Below are 20,451 nucleotides of genomic sequence, written 5' to 3' on the forward strand. Positions count from 1 at the left end.
GATTTTAAATCCGAGGATTTAACAGATAAACTAGAATATCTAAAAGATGACTTACCAGTAATAATTGAAGAGCTAGAAGATCTGGATACTGATGGGTTACGTAATTTAGCAGATGAATTACAAAATGAACTTAATTCATTAATTGTTTTATTAGCATCAAGATTTGATAATAAGGTAGTGTTTGTGTGTTCAATTAGTGATGATTTAGTTGAAAAAGGTTATCATGCAGGAAAATTAATTTCACAAGTCGCCCAAATTACTGGTGGTGGCGGTGGTGGTCGTCCTGATATGGCCCAGGCTGGAGGTAGTAAAACTAAAAAACTTCCTGAAGCTCTGAAAGAAGCAAAAAATATTCTAAAAGAAATGAATTAAAAACAGGATTTTGGTCATTGATAAAGAATTTTAATAATAAGCTGTTTAAAATCAGGGATAATAAAAAGGAAGTGATTTTATGTCTAATGATAATGATAAAACTATGAAATTTAAAAGAGATATGGAAGATTTAAATGAAGCTGAGTATATTATTGAAAGAGTATACCTGGCTTTAAAAGAAAAGGGATATAACCCAGTAAATCAGATAGTAGGTTATCTTTTATCTGGAGATCCAGCATATATTACCAGTTATAAAGAAGCTAGAACTATGATTAGATCTATAGATAGAGATGAGATAATTGAAGAATTATTAACAAAATATATAGATAACTTTGAAAAAAATTATTAAAGGCAGGCGAATACCTGCCTCCTTTTTCTGATACAATTTTGATATTAATTAAAGAGGTGAATTATTTGCGTAAATTAGGTTTGGATTTTGGAGATAAAAGAATTGGAGTAGCTGTGAGTGACGCATTAGGGATTACTGCCCAGGGAAAAGGATATATTTCTAGAACTGATTTGAAAAAAGATTTGGAAATAATAAAAGATTATATAAAAAAATATTCTATAGATGAAATAGTTGTTGGAATGCCAAAAAATATGGATGGTAGTCATGGACCACGTGCTAAAAAAACACAGGAATTTGTAAATTTTTTAAAAAACAATTTAGAAATACCAATAAAAACCTGGGATGAAAGACTTTCTTCTAAAGAAGCAGAAAGAGTTCTAATTAAAGCAGATATGAGTAGAAAAAAAAGAAAAGAAGTTATAGATAAAATGGCAGCATCATTAATTTTGGATAGTTATTTAAAAGCAAATAATAGGAGGAAAAACGATGAGTAAAAAAAACGAAGGAAATTTTTGGATTGATGAAGAAAATGAAGAGTTAGTTTTGGAAGATGAAAGTGGTGAAGAGAGATTTTATATTGATGAGGAATTTAATTATGAAGGTACTACCTATTTAATTTTAATTCCTGCAGAAGAAGGAGAGGAAGAAGAGGAAGCACTTTTACTCAAATTAATTAAACAAGATGGAGAAGAAATGCTTTCTTTAATTGAAGATGATGAAGAATTTGAAAAAGTAAAAAATTATTATATGCAAAGATAGATTAAAATCAGAAAATTATTTTCAATATTTCCTTCCCAAAGTATTAATTGGGGAGGTTTTTATTATATTGCATGAAAGTATACCTTCTGATATAATTGAGAAAACAAGGAATTATTTTATGAAGGAGCTGTATTATGAAAAAATCAGCTATTATACTTTTTATATTAATAATATTAATTACTTTCTCTGTTCGTTTTATTACTTTTTTGCAGCCTGTAGAAAGGAACACTGATGATGTTTATTCTGTGAATATTGATTATGGAAGTACAAGTAAAAAAGTAGCTAATGTATTAGAAGATAATAATATTATTAGGTCATCTTTTGCTTTTAATGTGGTAATAAATATCTTAGGTTATGATAATCAACTAAGAGCTGGATATTATGAAATTAGTCCTGAAAATAATATTTTTGAAGTTATAGATATAATTAGAAAAGGTAGAGTGGCAACATTTAAAGTTAGTATTCCTGAAGGTAGTACTTTAAAAGAAATCATTTCTCGTTTTGAAGAAAAAACTTTATATAGTAAAGAAGATTATTTAAATATAGCTCAAAATATAGATTTCAATAAAGAATATTTATCTAATAATTCTGATGCTATAAAATATAAGTTAGAAGGTTTTTTATATCCGGATACATATAAGATTCAGAAAAATTATAAACCTACTCAAATATATAAATTAATGGTAAATGAATTTGAAAACAGATGGTTTTTAAGATTAAAAAATAAAACAGCTAATAGTAATTACTCTATTTTAGAATTAGTGACCATAGCTTCTATAGTTGAAAAAGAAGCTAAATTAAAAGAAGAAAAACCTATTATTGCCGGGATTATTTATAATAGATTAGAGAAAAATATGAAATTACAAATAGATGCTACGATTCAGTACGCATTACCTAAGCGAAAAGAAAGGTTATTATATAGTGATTTAAAAATTGAATCAAAATATAATACTTATTTGTATCAAGGTCTTCCACCAGGTCCTATTTCTAATCCTGGAGATGCTTCATTAAATGCAGTTTTGAATCCCCAAAAAACAGAATATCTATTTTACTTTGCTCGGGAAGATGGAAGTCATGAATTTTCTAAAACATATCAGGAACATCTTGAAAAACAAAATGAACTAAATTAAAGATTTTAAGGAGGAAGATTTAATGAATAAACCAGAATTGTTAGCACCTGCCGGAAATTTAGAAAAATTAAAAATTGCAATAGATTATGGAGCTGATGCTGTTTATTGTGGTGGACATAACTATGGTTTGAGATCTGGTGCAGATAATTTTACATTAGAAGAACTTAAAGAAGCTAAAAATTATGCTCATAAAAATAATAGCAATATTTATATAACTGTAAATATGATGCCCCATAATAGGGAATTAAATAATTTACCAGAATATTTACATGAATTAGATGAATTAGGGGTGGATTCGTTAATTGTATCTGACCCTGGTGTTATTCAAATAATAAAAGATGAAAACATAAATACTCCTATTCATTTGAGTACTCAGGCTAATACTGTTAATTGGGCAAGCGCTAATTTTTGGTATAATCAGGGAATAGAAAGAGTGATTCTTGCTCGTGAATTAAGTAAAGAAGAAATAAAGGAATTCGCTCATAATAGTAATATTGAAAGAGAGATGTTTATTCATGGTTCTATGTGTATTTCCTATTCTGGTAGATGTTTATTGAGTAATTATATGGTAGGAAGAGATGCAAATAGAGGGGAATGTGCTCATTCCTGTAGATGGAAATATCATTTAGTTGAAGAAAAAAGACCAGGTGAGTATTATCCTATTTATGAAGATGAAAATGGTGCTTATATTATGAATTCAAAAGATCTATGTTTGCTTGAATATATACCAGAAATTATGGATTTAAATTTAACTTCATTAAAAATAGAAGGTAGAATGAAAAGTATTCATTATGTAGCAACAGTTGTTGGAGTTTATAGAAGAGCTATAGATAATTTCTTTGCTGACCCCAAAAATTATAAAATGAAAGATGAGTGGTTAAAAGAGCTAAAAAAGGTAAGTAATCGAGGATATACCACTGGATTTTTCCATTCAAAACCTGATGGAAAAGACCATAATTATGAAAGTTCTGCTTATAGAAGAAAATATGATTTTATGGGAGTAGTGAAAGATTATGATCGCAAAAATAAATTAGCGGTTGTAGAAGTTAGGAATAAGTTTTTTGAGGGAGATATTATAGAATTTTTTGGTCCAGATAGAAAAGCATTTAATGAAAAAGTAAATTATATAATAAATAGTGAAGGTGAAAAAGTAGAAAATGCTCCTCATCCTAAAGAATTAATAAAGATACCAGTTGATAAAAAAGTTGAAAAAGGCTATATTGTTCGTAGAAAAAAAGAAGGTGAAAAAATTGAGTAAAAATAAAAATCAGTCTGAAGAAAAAGATACTCATCAAATAATAATCAAAATTCCTCAAGAAGAAATAGTATATGTAGATATGATATTTAAAGCTTATGGTGGTTTAGCTATGTTAACAATGAGTCATGAAGAAGAGGGAGTAATATTTTTAGATGTTACTGAAGGTACCCATGATATTGTTATGGAAATTGTAGAAGGATTAAGAGAAGAATTTCCTGTAGAAATAATTAAAGATTAAATAATAACATTAGAATTAAATAGTAATATAGTCTCAATTTGACATTAATTCATTATTTGGTTATTATATATTTAAACAATTGACCTCGGCAGATAAAGGAGGTATATTATGAGATTTAAAAAAGTTAAAGTTACTTTAACTTTGATAATGTTATTATTTATGTTTTTACTTATAAATAATGAAACAAAAGCAGAGGGATATAATTTAGAGTTAGGTTCTAGAATTTTAGAATATGGCTCTGAAGGGGCAGATGTTGCTTTATTACAAAAAATATTAAAAGACCTTAAATATTATAATGGTGATATAGATGGTATTTATGGAAAAGGTACTTTTTTGGCAGTGAAAAACTTTCAGCAGACCAATGGTTTAAGTGTTGATGGTATAGTTGGGCCAAAAACAATAAAGCATTTTAAAGAAAATTCACTATCTAATAGTATGCATGTAGATAGAGAAGAAGCTATTATTTTGGCCAGAGTAATAAATGGAGAAGCCCGGGGAGAAACTTTTGAAGGAAAAGTAGCTGTTGGTGCTGTGATTTTAAATAGAGTAGAAAATGATGAATTTCCAGATACAATAAGAGAAGTTATTTTACAACAGGGTCAATTTAGTTCTCTTTTGGATGGGCAGGCAAATTCTTATCCAGTAGAAAGTTCAATAGCAGCTGCTAAGGCGGCTTTAATTGGGTATGATCCAAGTATGGATTCTTTATATTTTTATAATCCAGAAGTTGCAACTAATTTAGATTGGATACGTAAAAGACCGGTAACTTTAATAATAGGTAATCATGTTTTTGCAAAATAAAAAATTAATAAAAAATGTCTAACTCACTATCGGTTTGAAATGATAGTGGGTTTTATTTTTTAAAAATAGATTAAAGTAGTAGACTTTATTTGTAGAATAAAGAAAATTATATTATAATATAAGTCAAAGAGGTGTTTAATAGTGAGTGATTTATATGAAAAGTTCAGAAACATATTGAGTTCAAATAATTATAAATTAACTTCTCAAAGAGAAGATATATTAAAAGTTTTAATTGAAAATCAAAATCAGCATTTTAGAGCAGATACATTATTGAAAAAAGTAAAGGAAAAAAATCCTGATATTGGTTTGGCCACTATTTATCGAAATCTTGAATTGTTTTGTGAATTAGATATTACTAATGAATTAGATTTTGATAGTTCGTATAAATATTATGAATTAAATTTGGATGAAAACCATCATCATCATTTAGTATGTGTTAATTGTGACAAAATTATAGAGTTTAATGATGAGGTTTTAGAAAAATTCGAAAAAAAAGTCGAGGAAAAATATGATTTTGAAATAGTTAATCATCAAATAAAATTTTATGGGATTTGTAAAGATTGTTCCAAAAAGGAAAAATAATATTTATTATAATTTTTTGAAAAGGGGATAATAATATGGTAGAACCACAACAAAAACAATGTTTAAAAGATATGTCAGTTTTTTCAAAACTTAATGGAGAAGAGTTAGAGTTAATATGTCGAGGAAGTTATGATAAAACTTATCAAAAAGGTGAAATTATTTTTTTTGAAAATGATAGTTTTAAAAAACTATATTTATTGGTTTCTGGAAGAGTAAAATTATCAATGCTTTCTCCAGATGGAAAAGAGAAAGTTATTACTATTTTACAATCTGGTGATATTCTTGGTGAAATTTCTTTATTTGATGAAGATCCTCATCCTTTAACAGCAGAAGTTATGGAAGAAGCAAAATTAATGATTTTACCATGGAATGATCTTGAAAAAATAATTATTGAGAGACCCAGATTAGCTTTAAAAATAATTGAAGCAATGTCTAAGAAAACCAGGCTTTTAACCAGTCAGATTAGGGATTTAGTATTTCAGGATGCTGCTGGCAGATTGGCCAGTTTATTAGTTCGTTTTGGAGAAGATTTTGGAATAGATATTGAAGATGGAAGAAAAATTGATATTGTTCTTACCCATCAAGAAATTGCAAATTTATTAGGAACTTCTAGAGTTACAGTAACAAAAATGATTAATAAGTTTATTGATGAAGGATTATTAAAAATAGAAAAAAGGAAGATGATTCTTCTGGATGAAGAAAAATTGGGAGAACGTTTACATACTATAATTTAAATAGCTGTTTAATTAACTAAGGAAAAATAAATAATGACTAAAAAATACTACCATGAAATATTTTATGGTAGTATTTTTTTATTTAAAATAGAAAAATATAGAAAAAAAGAAGGAAAATGTAAATCAATCGCGAAATAGAATAAATAAGAAAATAATGGAAAAAATGACCAAGGAGGTGAATAAATGAATAACTTATTAGAAAATAAATTAATTGAAGAAAGTTATCTAAGTCAAAGTGAATTGGATGAAATTAAAGAACTAATGGATTTGAAAGATTATAATGAACTAACTTTTGAAGAAATATTGGTTAAAGAAAATTATTTAAAAGAAAATGAATTAATAGAAATTTTACATCTTATATATCATATTCCAATAATAAATTTAGAAGATTTTAAAATAAATTATAAATTATTAAAAATATTTAGCGAAGAGTTCTTAAGAAAAAACATAATAATTCCTCTTCGTATTGATGATAATAATATAGAAATAGCTATGACAGATCCAACAGAAATAGTATTAATAGATGATATTGAAAAAATGACTGGTTTGAAAGTAAAATTATTTTTGTCTACTTCAAAAAAAATATTAAAAGTAATTAATCAACTTTATGATAAAAACTATGATTATAAAGAAAAAATATTTTCAGAAATTAATGAAAATACGAAATTAATTCGAGAAACTGATGAAATGAATGAAATGGTCCAGAAAGCTCCAATAGTAAAATTGGCAAATATGATATTGAGAGAAGCAGTTATTAATAAGGCAAGTGATATACATATTGAACCCGAGGAAAATAAAGTGAGAATAAGATTTAGAATAGATGGTATTTTAACTACAAAAATGGTTTTGCCCTATCAAAGTATCAATTCTTTAATTTCTAGAATTAAGATTATTTCAGATCTTGATATTACTGAAAATAGATTGCCTCAGGATGGCAGAATTGAAAAAGAAATAGATGGGGAAAAAATTGATATGCGGGTTTCAACAATCCCTACTATTTATGGTGAAAAGGCAGTAATTAGACTATTAAAAAAAGAAAATTCATTAATTAATATTAACAAAATAGGTTTTAGTAAAAACAATTTAAATAAATTTAATAAATTAATTAAAAAACAAAAAGGCGTAATATTATTGACCGGTCCTACTGGTAGTGGGAAATCTACTACTTTATTTTCCGCTTTAAATAAATTAAAAGATGATAGTAAAAATATAATTACAATTGAAGATCCAGTTGAATATAGAATTCCAGGTATAAATCAAATTCAATTAAATAAAAAAATAAATTTTGATTTTCCTAATGCATTAAAATCAATATTAAGACAGGATCCAGATATAATTATGGTTGGAGAAATTAGAGATAAAAACACAGCTTCTATTGCTATTAGAGCTGCTCTCACAGGTCATTTAGTATTAACAACACTTCACACAAATGATGCAGTTAGTTCAATTATTAGATTAATAGATATGGGAATCCCTTCATATCTTGTAGCAGCAGCAGTTAAGGGAGTTGTGGCACAGAGACTGGTAAGAAGAATTTGTGATAATTGCAAACAAAAATATTTATTATCTGAAAAAGATAAAAGAATGTATAGTTATTTAAATGAAATTAAAAAAATATATAAAGGTAAAAAGTGTGAGAAATGTCATAAAACAGGATATAGTGGTAGAATTGCTATCCATGAAATATTAGTAATTGACAATCAAATCCAAAAAATGATTGGAAATAATATTAATGAAAGAAAAATACGCGAATATTTGGAAAGTGAAAATATGAAATTTTTAATTGAAGATGGTTTTGAAAAGGTTAAGAAAGGTATTACAACTATAGAGGAAATTATTAGAGTTTTAGAATTAAAATAAAAAAAAGAGGGGGATAATTGATTATGGCTCCATATTTTAAATATACTGCTAAAAATAGTAAAGGTGATGAAATTAAAAAAATAGTTAAATCAGATAATCCTATAGCTATTGCTAAAAAAGCAAAAAACAAAGGTTATCATATAATTGAAATAAAAAAAACAAAAGGTATGACAATTAATAAAAAAAAGAAAAATTATTTATTAATAAAACAAAAAAAGGTTGATAAAGCTGATTTGTTTCTTTTTACAGAACAATTTGCTGTTATGACCGGTAGTGGACTTTCGATTGTAGAATCACTATTAATTTTAGAAGATCAAATAAAAAATAAAATGTTTAAAAAAAGCATTAAAAAAATTGTAGAAAATATTGAAAAAGGAAGTTCATTGTCAGAAGCTATTAAAGTGGAGAAAAATGTTTTCCCGTATTTTTATCAACAAATGGTAAAAATAGGAGAAATGGCCGGTGTGCTACCTAAAATTTTGAAAGATTTAAGTTTATATTATAAATGGCAAATAGAAATCAGAAAAAAAGTTCTAAGTTCATTATATTATCCCATGTTATTATTAGCAGCAACATTTTTAACAATTATTCTTCTATTAACATATGTAATTCCTTCATTTGAAGAAATTTTTCAATCTTTTAACACAAGATTGCCCTATCCAACTAGAGTCATTTTATTTATAAGTAAAAATTTAAATAATTATTTTTTATACATTATTTTATTTATATTTTTATTAGTAGTTTTAATTAAAATATATTTTAGAACTGAGAAGGGTTCTTACACAAAAGATAAATTAATTTTAAAACTACCATTTATAGCAAAATTAAAAAAATATATTTTACTATGGAGATTTTCCAATATGTTAAATCTGCTTATTAAAAATGGTATTTCTCTATTAGATTCATTAATTATTATAGAAAAAATAACCAAAAATAAAATAATGAAAGGAATGATACATAAAATACAGATAAATATACGAGAAGGACAGGATTTATCAACTGCTCTCTCTGAATCAGGTTTTTTTCCGAAAATAATGATAAAAATGATTAACACCGGTGAGAAAACAGGAAAATTAGAAAAAATGTTAAAAGAATTAGCAAAATTCTTTCATAAAAAATTAAATGAAAAAGTTAAAAAAACAGTTACTATTTTAGAACCTATTTTAGTGATTTTTATGGCAGCAATAATTGCTTTTATTGCTATTTCAGTATTGCTTCCCATGTTTAATATGTATTCTTTAATTTAGAACAGGAGGTAATTTGATGAATAATTTACAAAAAGAAAGAGGATTTACTTTAATTGAATTAATAGTAGTTATTGCTGTAATAGGAATATTAGCCAGTATTGCTGTTCCTAGATATACTAATGTAAAAGATAAAGCTGATTTAACTGTTATAAAAATGGATTTAAAAAACATTCAGACTCTTGTTGAAATTTATGCTCTGGAAAACGAAAATCAATATCCTTCACAAACAGAATTTGAAAACCTGGATTTTGTAAAACAAAATTATATTTACTTAACAAATGTTGATGAATATTTAGTATATTATGAGAAAACTATAAATAATAATTTTTATTATATAAAAAATGGTGATAATAATATAAAAAATTCAGAAACAATCCCTGAAATTTAAAATTTATAAATAAAGGAGAATAAATATGGTATTTAACTATGAAAATGGTTATACCCTAATTGAAGTTATAATAGTAACTGTGATTATTTCAATGGTAGCAACTTTTTTTAGCCTGAAAATTTCAGATGTTTATGATCTAACATTGGAAGCAACTATTGATAATATTGTTTATGATTTGAGATGGGCCAGAATCCAGGCAATTTTAAATAATGAAAATTATTATCTCAGGGTTTATCGTAAAGATGATATTTATAAAAAAGACGATGATTATAGAAGTGATTATATTATTTATGTCAAAGATGAAAATGAAAATATTATAGTTAAAAAAGAAGGTGTATTTTCTTCAAAATATATATTATATAAAAATCTTACACCTGTGAAAATTGAAGATGATTATTATGATAAAATTACTTTCACTTCATTTGGTACTGCAAACCTGGGAACAATTGGTTTAAAATCTGGTAATGGAAAATTAATAAAAATAACAGTAAATCATTTTGGGAGGATTAGAATAGAATATGACTAATAGAGGTTTTACATTAATAGAAATTTTGATCTCATTACTGATTATAGCTGCATTAATTTTGGCTGTGAACAAAGTAGTTTATACAGTTAAAAAAATAAATATTAGAGCTGAAAATAATTATCAGGCCAGTGTTTATGCTCAAAATATAATTGAATATTTAAAAAGTGAAAAAACAAATTTAAATGAAGGTGATTTCAAACTTGAAGAAATTATTAATGATAATATAAAAGACTTTTTGCAAAAAAATACAGAAAATAGAAAGTTTGAAAATTCTTTAATAAAAATAAATAAAATTTATGAAGACCTTGAGTTAGGTATTAAATTATTTGAAGTAAAAATGATAATAGCCTGGAAAGGGGTTGATGATGTTCAAAATTATAAAATTGGCACCTATATTTATCAAAAGTAAAATTAAAAAAATATATTTTAAAAAAGAAGGTTTTACCTTATTAGAAGTAATTTTGGTAATAATTATTATTGAATTATTAATGTTTAGTAGTATGACCTTTATTAGTTCATTTATAAATTTTTATTCCGATCAGGATTCAAATATATTTAGTACTACAGAAGAAAAAATTGGTGTTTTAATATTAAGTAATGATTTATTTTCAGCAAAAAATATGGTTGTAAAAGATAATGAAATATTATTTGACAGTTATTATAAAGGAAAGGAAAAAAGTTTGATTTATAGAGTTTATGACTCATCTTATGGTACTGCTTTAGGTAAAATTACTAAAGAAAATATAGAAGCTGTTATAAATAATGTAAAAACAATAAATTTTACTAAAGAGGAAGATCTTCTTTTAGTTGATTTAGAATTTATTGATCCCAATCAAAATATAAGACATGTTAAAAGGGTTTATTATTTAAGAATTAAATAGATTCATAAGTGAGGAGATAAAATGTTCAAAGAGAATGAAGGATTTACCTTATATCTTATTTTAATATCAATTATTGCTGCTAGTATTTTTGTTTTAACTTTATATAACGGGGCTTATGTCAATGTGAAATTATCTAAAAATTTAACATATCAAAATAAGGCATTTTATGCAGCAGAAGCAGCAATAGACTATTCTAAAATAATATTGATAGATAATAATGGGATACCTTTAGAAAATAAGAGTGGTGAGTTATATGTAAATGGAGAAATATATGAAAAAAGAAATATATATGGTAATAGCAGTTTTCAATTAAAATTTTATTTATTAGAAGGAGAAACAGATTACTATAAAGTTGATATTCAGGGAAAACATAATAAAAATGTATGTAAAATTAGTGTCCAATATAATGAGCAATTTGAATTAATTAATTGTAAAAAAATTTAAGGAAGGAGTAGTAATATGTTATTTAAAAAAGGGAATTTAATTTATGGTTTAGATATTGGTAATTATTCCATTAAATTAGTTACTATTTTATCTAAGAATAAAAATTTAGAATTACTAAAAGCAAAATATTACCAATTAGAAGAAAGTGTTTTTAATGAAGGAATATTGGAAAAAAAAGATATACTGAGAAAAAAAATAGACAGATATTTTGAAGAAGAAAATAATATAAGAGGTAAATTAAGTTGTTCAGTAGCTAATGAATTTGTGGTGATAAAAAATATTAATTTACCTTATATGGAAAGAAATGCAGTTATTGAAACCTTGAAATGGGAATTTGAAGATCATTTGCCTTTTTCCAGTCAGGAATCAGTTATTGATTATATGATAAGAGATAAAAACAAAGATGAAATGGAAATAACGGCAGTATTAGCTCCTTTGAAAATAATAGAAAGCTATGAACAATCTCTCGATTTATATAATTTAAGAACTTTAAATATTGAAGCTGCCGCACTTTTGAGTATATTAAAATTCAAAAATATAAAAACCACAAATTTGATTATTGATATAGGTTTTTTTAATACAAAGCTTATAGTAGGTAATAGCAAAAATATTTTTTTTACTAGAAATTTAAAATTTGGTGCTAATGAATTAAATGGTTTAGAAAATTTTAATTCAGAAATTGATAAAGAACTATATATAGAAGAATTAAAACAGGAAGTTAAAAGGGCATTTAGATTTTATAATAGAAATAATTCCAATCAAAAAATTGAAAATATTTATTTAACAGGTGGAGGAGCATATATAAAAAGAATTGGAGATAATATAAAAAATAATGATATACTATCTCCTAAAATATTAAAACCATTTGATACAATTAACATAGATGAAAATAGGATAAAAAATAATTATAATTCCAGTTTAGATTTTACAGAATATTCAATTGCTTTTGGATTATGTTTGAGTGAGGTCTATGATTATGAAAATTGATTTAAAAACTAAAAACAAAAATCTTAATTTAGAATATAAAAAAATTCTTTTATATATTTTATTTTTTAGTTTTATATTTTCTTTATTTTTTAATAGTTATTTAAAAGCAAATGAATTTTTTAATTTAAAAAAAGAATATGAAAAATTAATGGATATCTCTAATACATATAGTAATTATCAAAATAAATATAAGAAAAAACAAGAAGAAATTTTAAGCCAAAAAAATAATCAAGTAAATTGGGGAATGATTTTTTTTAATATATATTCTAAAGTACCAGAAAATATATTTATTACTAAAATCAAATACAGTAATGCTGAACTTTCTATAATTGGAACTACAAACATAAAAAATAATATTTTTATATTTAGTGAAGAATTAAAAAAATTAGATTTTTGTACTGAGGTCTTTGTAGATGATATTCAAAATGGTAGTAAAATATTATATACAATAAATATTTTATTATCCAATTAGAGAGGAGATTTATATGTTTGATAAGAAAAATAATTTACACATAAAAATCTTAGGAATTATCTTTATAGTTTTGCTTTTCTTTTATATTAATAGACAGCTAAATGTAAAAATTAATTCTTATGAAAATTTAATATTAAAAAAGCAAAACGAAATAAAAGTTGAAAATAAATATAAGCAAAAATATATTCATTTAGAAGAAAAATATGATTTTAAAATTTTCAAAAAAGATGAAATAATTGAGAATTTAAACTTAATTATAGATAAAAATAATATAAAACTAGTTAATATGAAAACAAGGGAAAAAGAAGATAAATTTTTAGTTAGTCTTAAAATATCAGTAAAATTTGATAATTTAAATTTATTTTTAGATAATATATCTCAAGAAAAAAATTTTTATAATTTAAAAACTATTATGATTCAAAAAGATATGAATTATGAAGATAATTTATTGGTTGAAATAGAGATTTTATTTAATTTATCAGTTTTTATTGATAATAATTCTAATAATTTCTTATCAAAAAAAATATATAGTAACCTAAAGAATCCTTATAAATCAAAAATTAGCAATTCTGATTATGTTTTGAATTATAATAATAAAGAAATAGAAATATCTTTACCAATGAGACTAACTGGAATAATAATAGGTAAAAAAAACAAATTGGCTATAATTGAAATAAATAATGAAATTAAATCTATAAAAGAGGGTTTCAAAAAATTTGGAGTTGAAGTTATGGACATCAATATAGATAATATTATAGTTAAATATAAAGATTTATTTTTAAAAATTAATTTAGGAGGTAATAAAGGTGTATTACAATAAAAAAATTAATTTTATTTTTGTTATGTTAGTATTGACAATTTTATTATCAGGAACAGGCTATACTAGTGATGAAAAAATAAATCTGAACTTTAAAGCGGTAGATTTAAGAGATGCTTTGAGAACAATTGCAGAATATGCTGAAGTAAATCTAATTGCTGATGAATCTGTGCAGGGTAAAATTACAATTAATTTGAAAGATTTAAGTTTCAAAAATGCTTTAAAATTAATTTCTGAAAGTAGTGGGCTTGGTTGGGAATATAAAAATAATACTTTTTTTGTGGCAAAAGAAAGTAGAATTCATGATTTGTTTTCTGTATTTACTCTAAAAAAGATAGAAATAAAAAATAGAGATGTAAAAGAAGTAAAATTGATTTTAAAAGAAATATATCCTGAATTGCAAATTTCTGCAGATCTAAAAAATAACAATCTCTTTTTGAGAGGGGAAATAAAAAAGTTAAAAGAAATAGAAGAACTTATTTTGTTAATTGATCAAAAATTACCTGTTATTAATGAAATAAAAGATTTTGAATTTATTGAAGTAAATAATAATAATAATCTAGAAGAAATATTAAAAACCATAAAACTATTATATCCAGATGTAAATTCAATAATATTAAAAGAAAATAATAAAATTTTAATTTATGGAAATTCAGAGAAAAATAAAGAAATAAAAAATATTATAAAAAATAATTTTCAAAATAAAATTAATCAAAATAAATATAAACATTCTTTAATTATAGATAAGTTACTTTTTGAACAGCTAAAAAAAATAATAAATAAGTTTGAAAATGGAGTTGATTATTTTTATGAAAACAAAAGCGGGATTCTTTATTTAGAAGGGAAAAAGGGTGATATTGAATTTTTATTAGCTTTATTGAAAAAAATAAAAGAAAATAGAAAACCAATATATATAACAAAAAATAAAAATTTAGAATATATTGATATTAAATCAGTAGAAAATTTAAAAAAGAAAATATTTCCTGAAATAAAATTATATAGTAATTTTAAAAGATCATTGATAACAATAAAAGGAGAAAAAAATAAAATTAGAGAGTTTATAAATATATTAGAAGAAATAGATAAACCTAGAATACAGGTTATGATTGAAGCTCAAATACTGGAAGTTTCTTTTCGTGAGTTAAAAGAATTGGGTGTAAATCCTGGTGATTTAAGTAGAATAAAGATATTAGATAAAAAAGAATTAGATATTGATATAGAATTAGCTGAAATGTTTAAATTATTAAAGGAAAATGGGAGTGCTAAGGTACTTGCTTCTCCGACTCTTATGACAGTTGAAGGAGAAAAAGCTGAATTATTGATAGGTGATAAGATACCAATGAAAATAGATAAAGATGATCATGAAGAAATTAAATATATTGAAGCTGGTATTAAACTTCAATTTTTACCTTTAGTAACAACAAATAATGAAATTTTATTAGAAGTAAATCCTAGAGTAAGTAGTTTAGGAGAAAGTATATCAGGCTCTTTACCTTCTATTAATACAAGAGAAGTAAGTACTAATGTAAGATTGAAAAATCGCGAAACCTTTATTATTGCTGGCTTAATACAGGAAGATATTATTAAATCAAAAATTAAAGTTCCAGTTTTAGGTGATATACCTGTATTGGGTAATATTTTCAAAAGCTATGAAAAAAGCACTAGACAAAATGAAGTTATAATTATGTTGAAGCCATATATTATAGAAAATACTCATATTAAAAAAGATAATTATCCTCAAAAGGAAGGAAAATTCAGGATTAGTATAGAAGAGTATAATGTATGGAAAGAGAAAATGGAAAATTTAAAATTTTAAATAAGGGGTAGTGATTATGAAAAAAAGAATAGAAAAAACAAGGTCTTTAATGCAAGAAAAAGGTATTGATTCTTTATTAATTACAACAGATGTAAATCGCTTTTATCTTAGTGGTTTTACAGGTAGTTCCGGTTTAATTTTATTTACTTCTGAAAACAACTATTTTATAACTGATTTTAGATATACTGAACAGGCTAAAAATCAAACTAATGGATTTAAAATTATTGAATTCAATAAAAATATTCCAGAAAAAATTAATGATATTTTAATTGAAGATAATTGTGAAAAACTTGGATTTGAGTCTAAGAATGTTACTTATAACAAATATAACGAATATAAAGAAAAATTTACTGAAGTTGAATTAATTACTACTGAAGATTTAATAAAGAAACTGAGGATAACAAAAGATAAAGAAGAAATAGACAAAATAAAAAAAGCAATAGAAATAACTGATAATGCTTTTAAACACATTTTAGATTTTATAGAAGTAGGAAAAACTGAAAGAGAAGTAGCCTTAGAATTAGAGTATTTTATGAAACAGGCTGGGGGCGAAAAAAATGCTTTTGATTTTATAGTTGCTTCTGGTAAAAGATCTTCAATGCCGCATGGGGTTGCCAGTGATAAAAAACTTGAATATGGAGATTTTATTACTATGGATTTTGGAACTTTTTATAAGGGTTATTGTTCAGATATGACTAGAACAGTAGTTCTTGGAGAGGCTACTGATAAACAACGTAAAATTTACAATATTGTTTTGGAAGCTCAAAAAGAAGTTATAAATAAGATAAAACCCGGTATGTCTGGAAAAGAAGTAGATGCTATAGCAAGAGATATTATTAAAGATGCAGGATATGAAGATAATTTTGGTCATGGTCTTGGACATGGAATAGGAGTTGAAGTTCATGAAGGACCACGAGCTTCTTATAAATCTGATGACTTTATTGAAGAAGCTATGGTAGTTACAGATGAACCAGGAATATATATTCCTGATTGGGGTGGAGTAAGGATTGAAGATGATTTATTAATTACGGAGAATGGTTGTGAAGTTCTAAATAATTCTCCTAAAGAACTAATTATTATAGATTAAAACAAAAAGGAGGTGTCTTATCTGATCATATCGAACTGGTCAGATAAATAAGTATGGTATCAACAAATGATTTTAAAACTGGAATGACCATCGAATTAGATGGAACAGTTTATTCTGTAGAGGAGTTTCAACATTCTAAATCAGGTAGAGGTGGCGCATTTGTTAGAACTAAGTTAAAAAATCTTGAAGAAAATTATGTTGTAGAAAAAACATTTAGAGCTGGTGAAAAAGTTAATGATGCTCATATAGATGAAAGAAATGTAAAATTTCTTTATTGGGATGGTCAGGATTATGTTTTTATGGATAATGAAACTTATGATCAAATCACTTTAACTAAAGAGCAATTGGGAGATAAAATAAATTATCTCAAAGAAAATATGAATTTAAGTATTTCTATGTATGAAAGAAGACCAATCAATGTCAATTTGCCAACATTCGTAGAATTGGAAGTAACAGATACCCAACCTGGTGTAAAAGGTAATACGGTTTCTGGTGGTACAAAACCTGCTACTGTAGAAACAGGTTTAGTAGTAAAAGTTCCATTGTTTATTAGTGAAGGTACTGTCATAAAGGTTGATACTAGAACTGATGAATATGTTGAAAAAGTATAGGAGGAGTTGAGATGGATTATTTAGTAATTGGTTCAGGTGTGGCTGGTATTTCAGCTGTAAAAGAACTTATTAAGAAAAAAAATAAAAAAGATAAAATAACAGTAGTGAGTAAGGAAAAATATCCCTTTTATTATCGCCCGAGACTTATAGAATATTTATCTGGAGAAGTAGATATTGATGATATAATTATAAATGATAAAAATTGGTTTGAAAAAAATAATATTAATTTAAATTTAGAAGAAAAAGTGATTAATATTATACCTGAAAAGAAAAAAGTTATATCTGAAAAAAACAGATATAAATATGATAAATTACTTTTAGCTAATGGTGCTCACTGTTTTGTACCTCCAATAAAAGGTACAGATAGGGAGAATGTTTTTACTTTGAGAAATGCTGAGGATGCTGAAAAAATATACAAGTCAGCAATAGAAAAAGAAAAGGCTATTGTGATTGGAGGAGGACTTTTAGGTTTAGAGTCTGCTTATAATTTAAGCCAGGCAGGACTTGATGTTACTGTTATGGAAAGAGGTTCTTACCTGTTAAATCGACAATTAGATAAAAAAGGAGCAAAAACATTACAAAATAAACTTGAAAATAAAGGACTTAATTTTGTATTAAATGCATCTACAGAGCAAATCAAGAAAAAAGCAAATAATTTAGAAGTTATTATTAGTGAAAAAGGAGAATATTCTGCTGGTCTTGTTCTGTTATCTACTGGAGTAAGGTCAAATATTTCTCTTGTTAAAGATACTGATATTGAAGTAAATAAAGGAATAATTGTTGATGAAAATATGAAAACAAATTTTAAAGATATTTATGCAGCTGGAGATGTAGCTGAATATAATGGTAAAGTATATGGCATTTGGCCTCCATCTATGAAACAGGGAAAAGTGGCAGGAAAAAATATGATGGGAACTGGAAGCAAATTTGATGGATATGTTAGTTCTTACAGTCTTAAAGTTGCTGGTGTTTCTTTAGTTTCTAAAGGTATTATAGATGATGAAGGATATAAAAGTGAAACAACTAAAGAAAATGGTAAATATAAGAAGATAATATGGAAAGATGATAAAATAATTGGAATTATACTTATTGGGGATTTTGATGATAAAAATCAGCTTATAAGTAAAGTGGAAAACATCTAAGTTTGAAGGGCAAGAAGTTATTCTTGCCCTTTATTAATGTAAATTTTACGAAATAGTAAAATTATGATAAAGTAAGTATATAAGATTTATGAAGGAGGATTTTTATGGATTTGAAACAAATTGAAGAACTAATAGAAATTTTGAAAGATACTGATGTTAGTGAGTTAAAAATTGAAGAAGACGATATAGAAATTGATATTAAGAGAGGTTTTAACAATAATGTTGTTACAGGTCAGCCTGTAGTAAATACTAAAGTAAGTAATGAGTCTGAAGTAAAAAATAAAAAATCTGAAAAAAATGAAAAAGAAAATACAGATAGGGAAGAAATTGTAGCTCCAATGGTAGGTACTTTTTATAGATCACCTTCTCCAGAGGCAGATCCATTTGTAGAGATTGGAGATACTGTTGAAAATGGAGATGTTGTTTGTATTTTAGAAGCAATGAAATTAATGAATGAGATAGAGGCTGAAACAAAATGTAAAATCATTGATGTCCTTGTAGAAGATGGGGAAGCTATTGAGTATGGCCAACCTCTTTTTGAGATTGAGAAATTATAAGGAGTGATATTTTGTTTGAAAAAGTTCTGATAGCTAATAGAGGAGAAATTGCAGTAAGGATAATTAGGGCTTTACATGAAATGGGAATAGAAGCAGTTGCAGTTTATTCTGAAGCTGATAAAGACTCGTTACATGTCCAGTTAGCTGATGAAGCCTATTGTATTGGTCCTGCTAATCCAGCTCAAAGTTATTTAAATATACCGAGTATTATCAGTGTAGCTGAGGTTAGTGGAGCAGATGCTATTCATCCTGGATATGGATTTTTATCGGAAAATGCCCATTTTGCTGAAGTTTGTGAAAGTAGTGGACTTAATTTTATAGGTCCAAGTTCAGAAGTAATATCTTTAATGGGGGACAAAACTAAAGCCAGAGAAACTATGATAAATGCTGATGTACCAATAGTACCTGGTACTGAAAAAGGTTTAAAAGATAAAGAAGAGGCAATTGAAGTTGCAAAAAAAATTGGTTATCCTTTAATAATTAAAGCTGCTGCTGGTGGTGGCGGTAAAGGTATGAGAATTGTTCATAAGGAATCAAATTTAGAAAATGCTATTCAAACCGCTAAAAATGAAGCAGACAAATCTTTCGGAAATGATGAAGTCTATCTTGAAAAATATGTAGAAGAGCCAAGACATATAGAATTTCAAATTTTAGGAGATGAAAAAGGAAATATAATCCATTTAAATGAAAGAGATTGCTCTATTCAAAGAAGACATCAAAAAGTTATTGAAGAATCTCCTTCTCCGGCCCTAAGCCCGGAACTGAGAAAAGAAATGGGTGAGGTAGCAGTTAAAGCTGCCAAAAGTGTTAATTATGTAAATGCCGGTACAGTTGAGTTTTTACTTGATAATGAAAATAATTACTATTTTATAGAAATGAATACTAGAATTCAGGTTGAGCATCCAGTTACAGAGTTTATAACAGGAGTAGATATTCTAAAAGAACAAATTAATATAGCTGCTGGAAAAGAGTTGAGTATAAAACAGGATGAAGTTGAAATTAGAGGTTCAGCTATGGAATGTAGAATTAATGCTGAAGATCCTGATAATGATTTTCGTCCAACTCCAGGTAAAATAGAAAATTATATAGTACCAGGAGGTCCAGGTGTTAGAATTGATAGTGGGGTTTATCCTGGTTATTTTATTAATCCATATTATGACTCTATGATTGGGAAATTAATTGTTCATGGAGAAAATAGAGAAGAGACTCTTGCAAGAATGGAAAGAGCTTTATCTGAATATATAATTGAAGGCCTGGTAACAAATATTCCTTTTCATTTAAAAGTATTAAATAATGCATTTTTTAGAAAAGGAGAATACTATACTAATTTTATTAATAGGAGAATTATGATAGAATAGTAATATAGAGAGAGTTAGAGCAGAATAACAAGGAG

At 25.5% G+C, this 20,451-nt stretch carries 26 protein-coding genes; all 26 read left to right on the forward strand.

The window, feature by feature from the left end:
• On the forward strand, positions 1–372 hold a 372-nt coding region (locus VJ881_08405), incomplete at its 5' end, for a DHHA1 domain-containing protein (protein HKL76075.1).
• Between the two features lie 103 nt (positions 373–475).
• The gene (locus VJ881_08410) at positions 476–721 is read left to right on the forward strand and encodes an IreB family regulatory phosphoprotein (protein ID HKL76076.1); all 246 of its coding nucleotides are present in this window, start codon (positions 476–478) and stop codon (positions 719–721) included.
• Between the two features lie 65 nt (positions 722–786).
• Positions 787–1,215 carry a Holliday junction resolvase RuvX gene (gene ruvX, locus VJ881_08415; protein ID HKL76077.1) on the forward strand — a complete coding sequence of 143 codons (429 nt, stop codon included), beginning with the start codon at positions 787–789 and terminating at the stop codon, positions 1,213–1,215.
• Positions 1,208–1,480 carry a DUF1292 domain-containing protein gene (locus VJ881_08420; GenBank protein ID HKL76078.1) on the forward strand — a complete coding sequence of 91 codons (273 nt, stop codon included), beginning with the start codon at positions 1,208–1,210 and terminating at the stop codon, positions 1,478–1,480. The genes ruvX and VJ881_08420 overlap by 8 nt, the downstream gene beginning before the upstream one ends.
• A 134-nt stretch (positions 1,481–1,614) precedes the next feature.
• On the forward strand, positions 1,615–2,610 hold the full coding sequence (mltG, locus tag VJ881_08425) for an endolytic transglycosylase MltG (protein HKL76079.1): 996 nt from the start codon (positions 1,615–1,617) through the stop codon (positions 2,608–2,610).
• A gap of 22 nt (positions 2,611–2,632) precedes the next feature.
• Positions 2,633–3,868: a U32 family peptidase gene (locus VJ881_08430; GenBank protein HKL76080.1), complete on the forward strand. Its 1,236-nt coding sequence runs from the start codon at positions 2,633–2,635 to the stop codon at positions 3,866–3,868.
• Positions 3,861–4,106, forward strand: coding sequence for a DUF4911 domain-containing protein (locus VJ881_08435; protein HKL76081.1), 246 nt, complete (start codon positions 3,861–3,863; stop codon positions 4,104–4,106). Before VJ881_08430 ends, VJ881_08435 begins: the two co-directional genes overlap by 8 nt.
• Before the next feature lie 108 nt (positions 4,107–4,214).
• Positions 4,215–4,907, forward strand: a complete 693-nt coding sequence (locus VJ881_08440) for a cell wall hydrolase (GenBank protein HKL76082.1) — start codon at positions 4,215–4,217, stop codon at positions 4,905–4,907.
• 141 nt (positions 4,908–5,048) lie between these two features.
• Positions 5,049–5,489 (forward strand): Fur family transcriptional regulator, encoded by a 441-nt coding sequence (locus VJ881_08445; protein ID HKL76083.1) that lies wholly within the window; start codon positions 5,049–5,051, stop codon positions 5,487–5,489.
• 35 nt (positions 5,490–5,524) lie between these two features.
• Entirely contained in the window at positions 5,525–6,223 is a 699-nt protein-coding gene (locus VJ881_08450) for a Crp/Fnr family transcriptional regulator (GenBank protein HKL76084.1), read from the forward strand.
• 183 nt (positions 6,224–6,406) lie between these two features.
• Positions 6,407–8,083 (forward strand): GspE/PulE family protein, encoded by a 1,677-nt coding sequence (locus tag VJ881_08455; GenBank protein HKL76085.1) that lies wholly within the window; start codon positions 6,407–6,409, stop codon positions 8,081–8,083.
• 23 nt (positions 8,084–8,106) lie between these two features.
• Positions 8,107–9,330: a type II secretion system F family protein gene (locus VJ881_08460; GenBank protein HKL76086.1), complete on the forward strand. Its 1,224-nt coding sequence runs from the start codon at positions 8,107–8,109 to the stop codon at positions 9,328–9,330.
• Positions 9,331–9,346: 16 nt separating this feature from the next.
• On the forward strand, positions 9,347–9,718 hold the full coding sequence (locus tag VJ881_08465) for a prepilin-type N-terminal cleavage/methylation domain-containing protein (protein ID HKL76087.1): 372 nt from the start codon (positions 9,347–9,349) through the stop codon (positions 9,716–9,718).
• Between the two features lie 25 nt (positions 9,719–9,743).
• Complete coding sequence (locus VJ881_08470; GenBank protein HKL76088.1) at positions 9,744–10,244, forward strand: prepilin-type N-terminal cleavage/methylation domain-containing protein; 501 nt, start codon at positions 9,744–9,746, stop codon at positions 10,242–10,244.
• Positions 10,237–10,653, forward strand: a complete 417-nt coding sequence (locus tag VJ881_08475; protein HKL76089.1) for a prepilin-type N-terminal cleavage/methylation domain-containing protein — start codon at positions 10,237–10,239, stop codon at positions 10,651–10,653. Before VJ881_08470 ends, VJ881_08475 begins: the two co-directional genes overlap by 8 nt.
• Entirely contained in the window at positions 10,610–11,125 is a 516-nt protein-coding gene (locus VJ881_08480) for a hypothetical protein (protein ID HKL76090.1), read from the forward strand. Before VJ881_08475 ends, VJ881_08480 begins: the two co-directional genes overlap by 44 nt.
• A gap of 21 nt (positions 11,126–11,146) precedes the next feature.
• A complete protein-coding gene (locus VJ881_08485) occupies positions 11,147–11,569 on the forward strand; it encodes a hypothetical protein (GenBank protein HKL76091.1) in 423 nt (140 codons plus the stop codon).
• 15 nt (positions 11,570–11,584) lie between these two features.
• Entirely contained in the window at positions 11,585–12,556 is a 972-nt protein-coding gene (pilM, locus tag VJ881_08490; protein ID HKL76092.1) for a pilus assembly protein PilM, read from the forward strand.
• Positions 12,546–13,028 (forward strand): hypothetical protein, encoded by a 483-nt coding sequence (locus VJ881_08495; GenBank protein ID HKL76093.1) that lies wholly within the window; start codon positions 12,546–12,548, stop codon positions 13,026–13,028. Before pilM ends, VJ881_08495 begins: the two co-directional genes overlap by 11 nt.
• A 13-nt stretch (positions 13,029–13,041) precedes the next feature.
• On the forward strand, positions 13,042–13,848 hold the full coding sequence (locus tag VJ881_08500) for a hypothetical protein (GenBank protein ID HKL76094.1): 807 nt from the start codon (positions 13,042–13,044) through the stop codon (positions 13,846–13,848).
• On the forward strand, positions 13,835–15,661 hold the full coding sequence (locus VJ881_08505; protein HKL76095.1) for a hypothetical protein: 1,827 nt from the start codon (positions 13,835–13,837) through the stop codon (positions 15,659–15,661). Before VJ881_08500 ends, VJ881_08505 begins: the two co-directional genes overlap by 14 nt.
• Before the next feature lie 16 nt (positions 15,662–15,677).
• On the forward strand, positions 15,678–16,748 hold the full coding sequence (locus VJ881_08510) for a Xaa-Pro peptidase family protein (GenBank protein HKL76096.1): 1,071 nt from the start codon (positions 15,678–15,680) through the stop codon (positions 16,746–16,748).
• 53 nt (positions 16,749–16,801) lie between these two features.
• The gene (gene efp / locus VJ881_08515; GenBank protein HKL76097.1) at positions 16,802–17,359 is read left to right on the forward strand and encodes an elongation factor P; all 558 of its coding nucleotides are present in this window, start codon (positions 16,802–16,804) and stop codon (positions 17,357–17,359) included.
• 11 nt (positions 17,360–17,370) lie between these two features.
• The gene (locus VJ881_08520; GenBank protein ID HKL76098.1) at positions 17,371–18,501 is read left to right on the forward strand and encodes an FAD-dependent oxidoreductase; all 1,131 of its coding nucleotides are present in this window, start codon (positions 17,371–17,373) and stop codon (positions 18,499–18,501) included.
• A gap of 104 nt (positions 18,502–18,605) precedes the next feature.
• Complete coding sequence (gene accB / locus VJ881_08525; protein HKL76099.1) at positions 18,606–19,058, forward strand: acetyl-CoA carboxylase biotin carboxyl carrier protein; 453 nt, start codon at positions 18,606–18,608, stop codon at positions 19,056–19,058.
• An 11-nt stretch (positions 19,059–19,069) separates the two neighbouring features.
• Positions 19,070–20,416, forward strand: coding sequence for an acetyl-CoA carboxylase biotin carboxylase subunit (accC, locus tag VJ881_08530; protein HKL76100.1), 1,347 nt, complete (start codon positions 19,070–19,072; stop codon positions 20,414–20,416).
• The last annotated feature ends 35 nt before the right edge of the window (positions 20,417–20,451 follow it).

Source organism: Halanaerobiales bacterium (assembly GCA_035270125.1).
Taxonomy (GTDB): domain Bacteria; phylum Bacillota; class Halanaerobiia; order Halanaerobiales; family DATFIM01; genus DATFIM01.

Coding starts and splice junctions, on each gene's coding strand:
- VJ881_08520 (HKL76098.1), top strand. CDS start 17,371: ATGGATTATTTAGTAATTGGTTCAGGTGTGGCTGGTATTTCAGCTGTA.
- VJ881_08465 (HKL76087.1), top strand. CDS start 9,347: ATGAATAATTTACAAAAAGAAAGAGGATTTACTTTAATTGAATTAATA.
- VJ881_08500 (HKL76094.1), top strand. CDS start 13,042: ATGTTTGATAAGAAAAATAATTTACACATAAAAATCTTAGGAATTATC.
- VJ881_08455 (HKL76085.1), top strand. CDS start 6,407: ATGAATAACTTATTAGAAAATAAATTAATTGAAGAAAGTTATCTAAGT.
- VJ881_08485 (HKL76091.1), top strand. CDS start 11,147: ATGTTCAAAGAGAATGAAGGATTTACCTTATATCTTATTTTAATATCA.
- efp (HKL76097.1), top strand. CDS start 16,802: ATGGTATCAACAAATGATTTTAAAACTGGAATGACCATCGAATTAGAT.
- VJ881_08495 (HKL76093.1), top strand. CDS start 12,546: ATGAAAATTGATTTAAAAACTAAAAACAAAAATCTTAATTTAGAATAT.
- VJ881_08475 (HKL76089.1), top strand. CDS start 10,237: ATGACTAATAGAGGTTTTACATTAATAGAAATTTTGATCTCATTACTG.
- VJ881_08450 (HKL76084.1), top strand. CDS start 5,525: ATGGTAGAACCACAACAAAAACAATGTTTAAAAGATATGTCAGTTTTT.
- VJ881_08480 (HKL76090.1), top strand. CDS start 10,610: ATGTTCAAAATTATAAAATTGGCACCTATATTTATCAAAAGTAAAATT.
- pilM (HKL76092.1), top strand. CDS start 11,585: ATGTTATTTAAAAAAGGGAATTTAATTTATGGTTTAGATATTGGTAAT.
- accB (HKL76099.1), top strand. CDS start 18,606: ATGGATTTGAAACAAATTGAAGAACTAATAGAAATTTTGAAAGATACT.
- VJ881_08420 (HKL76078.1), top strand. CDS start 1,208: ATGAGTAAAAAAAACGAAGGAAATTTTTGGATTGATGAAGAAAATGAA.
- VJ881_08430 (HKL76080.1), top strand. CDS start 2,633: ATGAATAAACCAGAATTGTTAGCACCTGCCGGAAATTTAGAAAAATTA.
- VJ881_08460 (HKL76086.1), top strand. CDS start 8,107: ATGGCTCCATATTTTAAATATACTGCTAAAAATAGTAAAGGTGATGAA.
- VJ881_08410 (HKL76076.1), top strand. CDS start 476: ATGAAATTTAAAAGAGATATGGAAGATTTAAATGAAGCTGAGTATATT.
- VJ881_08440 (HKL76082.1), top strand. CDS start 4,215: ATGAGATTTAAAAAAGTTAAAGTTACTTTAACTTTGATAATGTTATTA.
- VJ881_08510 (HKL76096.1), top strand. CDS start 15,678: ATGAAAAAAAGAATAGAAAAAACAAGGTCTTTAATGCAAGAAAAAGGT.
- VJ881_08470 (HKL76088.1), top strand. CDS start 9,744: ATGGTATTTAACTATGAAAATGGTTATACCCTAATTGAAGTTATAATA.
- mltG (HKL76079.1), top strand. CDS start 1,615: ATGAAAAAATCAGCTATTATACTTTTTATATTAATAATATTAATTACT.